The 7,205-nt window shown below is 70.9% G+C and carries 6 protein-coding genes and 1 pseudogene; all 7 read left to right on the forward strand.

Annotated elements, in window-relative coordinates:
* Nucleotides 1-1,235, forward strand: a pseudogene (locus LE181_RS28325) (histidine kinase); the annotation flags it as partial.
* Between the two features lie 9 nt (nucleotides 1,236-1,244).
* Complete coding sequence (locus LE181_RS28330) at nucleotides 1,245-1,658, forward strand: roadblock/LC7 domain-containing protein (RefSeq protein WP_190110049.1); 414 nt, start codon at nucleotides 1,245-1,247, stop codon at nucleotides 1,656-1,658.
* 106 nt (nucleotides 1,659-1,764) lie between these two features.
* Nucleotides 1,765-2,175, forward strand: coding sequence for a DUF742 domain-containing protein (locus tag LE181_RS28335; RefSeq protein ID WP_225664359.1), 411 nt, complete (start codon nucleotides 1,765-1,767; stop codon nucleotides 2,173-2,175).
* Nucleotides 2,156-2,746: a GTP-binding protein gene (locus LE181_RS28340; protein ID WP_190109950.1), complete on the forward strand. Its 591-nt coding sequence runs from the start codon at nucleotides 2,156-2,158 to the stop codon at nucleotides 2,744-2,746. Before LE181_RS28335 ends, LE181_RS28340 begins: the two co-directional genes overlap by 20 nt.
* 325 nt (nucleotides 2,747-3,071) lie before the next feature.
* Entirely contained in the window at nucleotides 3,072-6,146 is a 3,075-nt protein-coding gene (locus LE181_RS28345) for a sensor histidine kinase (protein ID WP_225664360.1), read from the forward strand.
* A 10-nt stretch (nucleotides 6,147-6,156) separates the two neighbouring features.
* Entirely contained in the window at nucleotides 6,157-6,570 is a 414-nt protein-coding gene (locus LE181_RS28350; protein ID WP_078848005.1) for a roadblock/LC7 domain-containing protein, read from the forward strand.
* An 83-nt stretch (nucleotides 6,571-6,653) separates the two neighbouring features.
* On the forward strand, nucleotides 6,654-7,181 hold the full coding sequence (locus LE181_RS28355; RefSeq protein WP_225664361.1) for a DUF742 domain-containing protein: 528 nt from the start codon (nucleotides 6,654-6,656) through the stop codon (nucleotides 7,179-7,181).
* Nucleotides 7,182-7,205 lie beyond the last annotated feature (24 nt).

Here is a 7,205-nt window from a genome sequence, read left to right on the forward strand (position 1 = left end):
GCCGCCCGGGCCTGCCGGCCCGTGGCAACGGCGGTCCCGCCGCGGCGCCCGCCGCCGGTGGCAACGGCCGTCCGCAGCTTCCCGCCCGTGGTGGCGCGGGCTCCGCGCCCGCCGCTCCGAGCTGGGGCAACGCGACGCCGCCGGCCGGTGGTCCGGGCCGCAAGGGTCCCAAGGCCCGGGTCGACGACTGGCCGCTGTCCACCGACGGTTCGCCGCGTGGCGGGCAGGACGCCCCGCGCGGTCACGACGAGGGCGTGGAGAACACCGGCCGCTTCGCGAAGCCGGCGCCGGCCGCGGGACCGGGCGACACCGCCCAGTTCCCGCCGGTGACGGACGCGACCGAGCCGCCGAACAGCACGACGGGCCGCTTCGCCAAGCCCGCGCCGGCCGCCGGACCGGGCGACACCGCCCAGTTCCCGCCGGTGACGGACGCGACCGAGGCACCGAACAGCAGCACGGGCCAGTTCCGCACGCCCGGCGCGACCGACGCGCCGAACGGCAGCACCGGCCAGTTCAGCGCCCTGGGCAGCACCGACGCGCCGAACAGCACCAGTGGCGAGTACGACCGCCCGGCGACCGGTGACGCCCTCGGCAGCAGCACCGGCCAGTTCGCCCGGCCGACCGCCGGCGACGCGCATGGCACCGGCCAGTTCGCGCTGCCCGGTGGCGGGCAGTCGGACACGACCGGCCAGTTCGCGCAGCCGGCCGCCGGCGACCCGAACAGCACCGGCCAGTTCGCCGCGCCCGCGCAGGGCGAGGGCGGCACGCCGCTGTTCGAGGAGCTGGAGTCGCACTGGTTCCGCGGTGCCGCGGGCGAGGGACAGCCGGGCGTGCCCGAGCAGCCGGCCGACTCCGCCCGTCCCGCGCCGCGCCGCGGTGGCCCGGGTGCGACGCCCGCGCCGCAGGCCGCGGCCGCGCCGCAGGGAGGTGCCCAGGACCCCTGGCGCGACTCCCCCAACGACGAGCGCTGGCGCCGGGCCGAGCAGGTCCGGGAGCCGGCGGCGGGCGGCAAGACCTCCTCGGGGCTGCCGCGGCGGGTGCCGCGCGCCAACCTCGTCGAGGGAACCGCCGAGACGCAGTCCCTTCCGACCGGTCCGCAGGTCTCGCGTGCGCCCGACGACGTACGCGGCCGGCTGACCAATCTCCGACGGGGCATCCAGCAGGGACGTCAGGCCGGCAACGGCTCGACCACCGGCAGTCACCATGTTGGCCCCACTTATCAGCAGGAGCGTTAGTTGAGTCCGATGAGCCAGGCGGCGCAGAATCTGAACTGGTTGATCACCAACTTCGTGGGCAACACCCCGGGGGTGTCCCACACGGTGGTGGTCTCCGCCGACGGACTCCTTCTGGCGATGTCCGAAGGGTTCCCCCGGGACCGTGCCGACCAGCTGGCGGCGGTGGCCTCCGGGCTGACCTCCCTCACGGCGGGCGCGTCCCGGATCTTCGAGGGCGGCTCGGTCACGCAGACCGTGGTGGAGATGGAGCGGGGGTTCCTCTTCATCATGTCGGTCTCCGACGGCTCGTCGCTCGCGGTGCTCGCGCACCCGGAGTGCGACATCGGCCTCGTCGGCTACGAGATGGCCCTGCTGGTCGACCGCGCGGGCAACGTGCTCACGCCCGACCTGCGCGCCGAACTCCAGGGCAGCCTGCTGAACTGACCCGTCCCCACCTTGCACAGCCCGTCCGACCACGCGGCCGAAAACCCCCCACCGGCCCCCCGCTCGACGGCATCATTGCCTTCCTGCTGTCCCGTCCGGAGGATTCATGACCCCGCCCGTCTCGCCCGGCCCGTACGGCGCCGCTCACCATGCGTCGTACGGGGAAGATGAAGGCGACCAGCCGCTGGTCCGCCCCTACGCCATGACGGGAGGCCGCACCCGGCCGCGCTACCAGCTCGCCATCGAGGCGCTGGTGAGCTCCACCGCCGACCCGGCCCACCTCGGTGGGCTGCTTCCCGAGCACCAGCGGATCTGCCACCTGTGCCAGGAGGTCAAGTCGGTCGCGGAGGTCTCCGCGCTGCTGAACATGCCGCTGGGCGTGGCCCGGATCCTGGTGGCGGACCTGGCGGAGGCCGGCATGGTGGCGATCCACCAGCCGGGCGGCGGCACCGAGGCCGGTGGCACGCCGGATGTGACACTGCTCGAAAGGGTGCTCAGTGGACTTCGGAAGCTCTAGCGGGAGCACGGTCGGCGCCGGCCGTTCGACCACCTCCGCGAAGATCGTGGTGGCGGGCGGCTTCGGTGTCGGCAAGACGACGTTCGTCGGCGCGGTCTCGGAGATCAGTCCGCTGCGCACCGAAGCCGTCATGACCTCCGCCTCGGCGGGCATCGACGACCTGAGCCACGTTCAGGACAAGACCACGACGACCGTGGCGATGGATTTCGGCCGCATCACGCTCGATGACGACCTGATCCTCTACCTGTTCGGCACGCCCGGACAGGACCGCTTCTGGTTCATGTGGGACGACCTTGTGCGCGGTGCGATCGGCGCCGTGGTGCTCGTCGACACCCGCCGGCTGGCCGACTGCTTCCCGGCGGTGGACTACTTCGAGAACAGCGGTCTGCCCTTCGTCATCGCCCTCAACGGCTTCGACGGGCACCAGCCCTACTCGCCCGAAGAGGTCCGCGAGGCCCTGCAGATCGGCCCGGACGCGCCGATCATCACGACCGACGCGCGCCACCGCAACGAGGCGAAGAGCGCTTTGATCACCCTTGTCGAACATGCCCTGATGGCGCGGCTGAAATAGCGTTGTTCGACGAAACGGGTGACGATGTGTAAGTTGTGGCATTGACCACGGCGCACTTCGAAGTTCATAACGTTTCGACAGAGAATTGGCCGGACGTGACCACTGGGCGCGTCCGGCCGACTTCGTTCTGCAGTCAACCACCCCGCCTTTTGCCGCAGCTCGGCCTTAATGCCCGTTTTATGTCGGGCAAATCGCGGCCTTCAGGGGCTCTGTCCGTTGTTTGGAATGCGCCTGGCGAACGTGCTGGAATTCCCGGACTGAGCAGTCACGGCTCAGCAGATAAACGGCACAGCACAGGTGCCGACGCCGAGAGGTTGTTGGTCGAGTGAGGCGAAGAAAGACGGGCGCCGCGCAGCAGGCGCGGGACGAGCGGGGGAACTTCACCCCGCCGTCGCGCACAGCGGTGCCGCCTTCCGATATGCCCGAACACCCCGCCGCCCCCGAGGCCCGTGGCGGCAGACTCTCGCCCCGCAACTGGCGGGTACGGGTCCGGCTGAACGCGATTCTGCTGATCCCGGTCGTCATCGCGCTGGTCTTCGGTGGTCTGAAGGTCAAGGACTCCGTCGACGTCTGGCTGGAGGCACAGGACGCGACGGACGCCGCTCGCGTCGTGGAGGCCGCGGCCACCTACGCGCACGCCGTCATCGAAGAGCGCGACCTGACCGCCAAGCCGCTGCTTGAGGGCAACACCGAGGACCCGGTCATCAAGAAGACCCGGGCCGCGACGGACGCCGCTCGTGCGGACTTCGACAAGCGCGTCAAGAGCATGCCGGACACCCCGAGCCTCAAGCGCCGTCTGAAGGACGTGCGCGCCGTCGAGCCGACGCTGCCCGGGCTGCGCAAGGCCGCGTACACCTCCGCCCTGGAGGGTGCGAAGACCGAGGACGGCTACGGCGCCCTGCAGCGCCCGCTCATGGCCTTCACCAACGAGCTGGGTCTGGGCACCGGCAACGTCACCTCCTACGGTCGTGCCGTCTACGCGGTCTCCCTCGCCAAGGCGGCCGAGTCGCTGCAGCGCTCGATCGGCGTCCACCTGCTGGTGAACAAGCCGCTCAGCGCCGCGGACCGGCAGATCCTGCTGACGTCGTTCTCCTCGTACAACTTCCTGGAGTACATCGCCCGCGGCGAGTTCGAGTCCGGCGGTACGGACGAGGACATCAAGCGCCTGAAGACGGCGCTGGCCACCGAGGCCCAGGTCGAGGAGCAGGACAAGATGGCCGCCGCCATCATGTCCGGCGCCACGGCGGCGCAGCTCAAGGCCAAGGGCATCACGGCCGAGTCCTGGCTGCAGACGTCCACCGGCAAGTTCAACGCCTACCGCACCGTCGAGGCGCACCTGGCCGAGCACGCCGTGGACGAGGCCGAGACCGTCGCCTCGGAGGCCCAGCAAGAGGCGATCGTCAACTCCTCGATCATGATCCTCGCGCTGCTGATCGCCTTCCTCGTGGCGGGCCGGATGGCCCGCTCGATGAGCACGAGCATGCGCCGGCTGCGCTCCGCCGCCTTCGAGGTGGCCGAGCAGCGCCTGCCGGCCCTGGTCGAGCAGCTCTCGCGCACCGATCCGGGCCGGGTGGACACCCGTGTCCAGCCGATCCCGATCACCACCAAGGACGAGATCGGCGAGGTCGCCCGCGCCTTCGACCAGGTGCACCGCGTGGCCGTGAACCTCGCCTCCGAGCAGGCTCTGCTCCGGGGCAACGTCAACGCGATCTTCACCAACCTCTCGCGCCGCAACCAGACGCTGATCGAGGGCCAGCTGAACCTCATCACCGACCTGGAGAACAACGAGGCGGACCCGGACCAGCTGGAGAACCTCTTCCGCCTGGACCACCTGGCCACCCGTATGCGCCGCAACGGCGAGAACCTCCTCATCCTCGCGGGCGAGGAGCCCGGCCGCCGCTGGGACCAGCCGATCCCGCTGGTGGACGTGTTGCGTGCGGCCACCTCCGAGGTGGAGGCGTACGAGCGCATCGAGCTGAGCGGCGTTCCGGAGGCCGAGATCCACGGCCTGGCCGTGACCGACCTCGTGCACCTGCTCGCCGAGCTGCTGGAGAACGCCACCACGTTCTCCTCCCCGCACACCAAGGTCCGCGTCACCGCGACCCGGCTGCCCGACGGCCGCGTGATGGTCGAGATCCACGACAAGGGCATCGGCCTGACCGCCGAGGACTTCGCGGACATCAACCACAAGCTGGCCAACCCGCCGACGGTGGACGCCGCGATCTCCCAGCGCATGGGCCTGTTCGTGGTCGGCCGCCTGGCGACCCGCCACGGCATCCGCGTGCAGCTGCGCCCCTCGGGCGAGCAGGCGGGCACCACCTCGCTGGTGATGCTGCCCGACGCCATCACCCACGGTGGTGGAGCCGACGACCTCGCGCAGGACGACTTCACGGTCTCCCGCATGGTCCCCGGTCAGCAGCAGCCCGCGGTCGGCGGGGGCAACGGCGCCCGGACCGCCGCGGAACTGGGCTTCGACGACTCCCGTTACGAGGCGCGGCCGGACGCCGCGGGCTCCGGCGCGGGGATGGACCCGGTCGGCCGTTCGCGGATGCGCGAGGAGCGTCGTGCGGCGATGGGCGGCCAGGACGCCGACCAGCGCCCGCTGTTCCGCGACGAGGCCCCGCAGCAGCAGCAGTTCGAGCAGCCGCACAACCTGCCGCAGGAGCACGTACCCGCGCAGCAGCAGCCCGGTGGACCGTATGCGGAGACCGGATACGCGGAACCCTCGTACAACGACCAGGGCACCGGCGCCCACGAGGTCTACGGCGACTTCAACGCCCCCGGCCACCAAGGCGAGTGGACCGAGCCAGGTACGTACCAGCATGAGTACGGGCAGGGTTACGGAGCGGAACCGGAATCCCAGCCGTCCGCTGACACGGCCCAGCCGGAGCGCGTAGAGTTCGACCGTCCGGGCCCCGCTCCGAGCGGCTCCCCCTCGCTGACCGGGTCCGGTCTGCCGCGCCGCGACACGCGGTGGCAGCAAGCCGATACGGGCGAGGAGGCCACGAGGGACGGCGCGGAACCGGAGCAGGGCCGGCAGGAGGCCCCGCGGCAGCCCCAGGAGGGCGAAAGCTCCGAATGGCGGTCGGCGAACGATGAGCTCTGGCAGCGAGCCGGCAAGCTCCGTGAACCGAAGGCCGGCGGAGTGACCCCCTCCGGTCTGCCCCGCCGGGTCCCCAAGGCCAATCTGGTCGAGGGCAAGGCGGCAGAGGCCGCACAGGACGGCCCCCAGGTCTCCCGCGCTCCGGAGGACGTACGCGGCAGGTTGGCAAACCTGCGCCGCGGCATCCAGCAGGGGCGCAACGCGGGAACGGACTCCGGTGAGTACCCCGCGCACCAGCAGCATGAGCAACACGACCAGGGCTTCGGCCCCGGCGGCACCTACGATCAGGAGCGTTAGTGTGAGCCCGATGAGCCAGGCGGCGCAGAACCTGAACTGGTTGATCACCAGTTTCGTGGACAACACCCCAGGGGTGTCCCACACCGTCGTGGTCTCCGCCGACGGACTCCTTCTGGCGATGTCCGAAGGCTTTCCGCGGGACCGCGCCGACCAGCTGGCGGCGGTAGCCTCCGGCCTGACCTCGCTGACCGCGGGTGCGTCGCGCATCTTCGAGGGCGGCGCGGTCAACCAGACCGTCGTGGAGATGGAGCGCGGCTTCCTCTTCATCATGTCCGTCTCCGACGGATCCTCGCTGGCCGTTCTGGCGCACCCCGAGTGCGACATCGGCCTCGTGGGCTACGAGATGGCCCTCCTGGTGGACCGGGCGGGCAATGTGCTGACGCCCGAGCTCCGGTCCGAACTGCAGGGGAGCCTTCTCAACTAACAAAGAGGCAGTGCGTTTCGCGCCACCGCGCCATAGGGTGCGGTGGCGCGACCAGCAGCAGACAGGCAAGTCGAGGAGGAGACGTGGCAACGCCCCCAGGCGGTTACCCGTATGGACATGAGCAGCAGGGACAACCCCCGCTGAACCGCTACAACTTCCCCTCTGCGCCCAGTCACCAGGCCATGCCGGAGCAGCGCCCTCCGCATATGTCGGCCCAGCCTCAGCAGCACCGGCGCACACCGTCGCCGCCCCCGGGCGGCGGCGCCAAGAACAACCCGCTGGTCCGTCCCTATGCGATGACCGGCGGTCGGACGCGGCCGCGTTACCAGCTCGCCATCGAGGCGCTGGTGCACACCACGGCCCAGCCGTCCCAGCTCCACGGGCAGTTGCCGGAACACCAGCGCATCTGCCAGCTCTGCCAGGAGATCAAGTCGGTCGCCGAGATCTCGGCGCTCCTGTCCATTCCCCTCGGCGTCGCCCGAATCCTCGTCGCCGACCTGGCGGAGGCCGGACTCGTCGCCATTCATCAGCCCGGCGGCGACGCGTCCGCCGGCGGCCAGCCTGACGTGACACTGCTCGAAAGGGTGCTCAGTGGACTTCGGAACCTCTAGCGGCGAGGCAGCCCGCTCCACCAC

Origin of the sequence: Streptomyces sichuanensis (genome assembly GCF_020328095.1) — a bacterium.
Taxonomy (GTDB): Bacteria; Actinomycetota; Actinomycetes; order Streptomycetales; family Streptomycetaceae; genus Streptomyces; species Streptomyces cinnamoneus.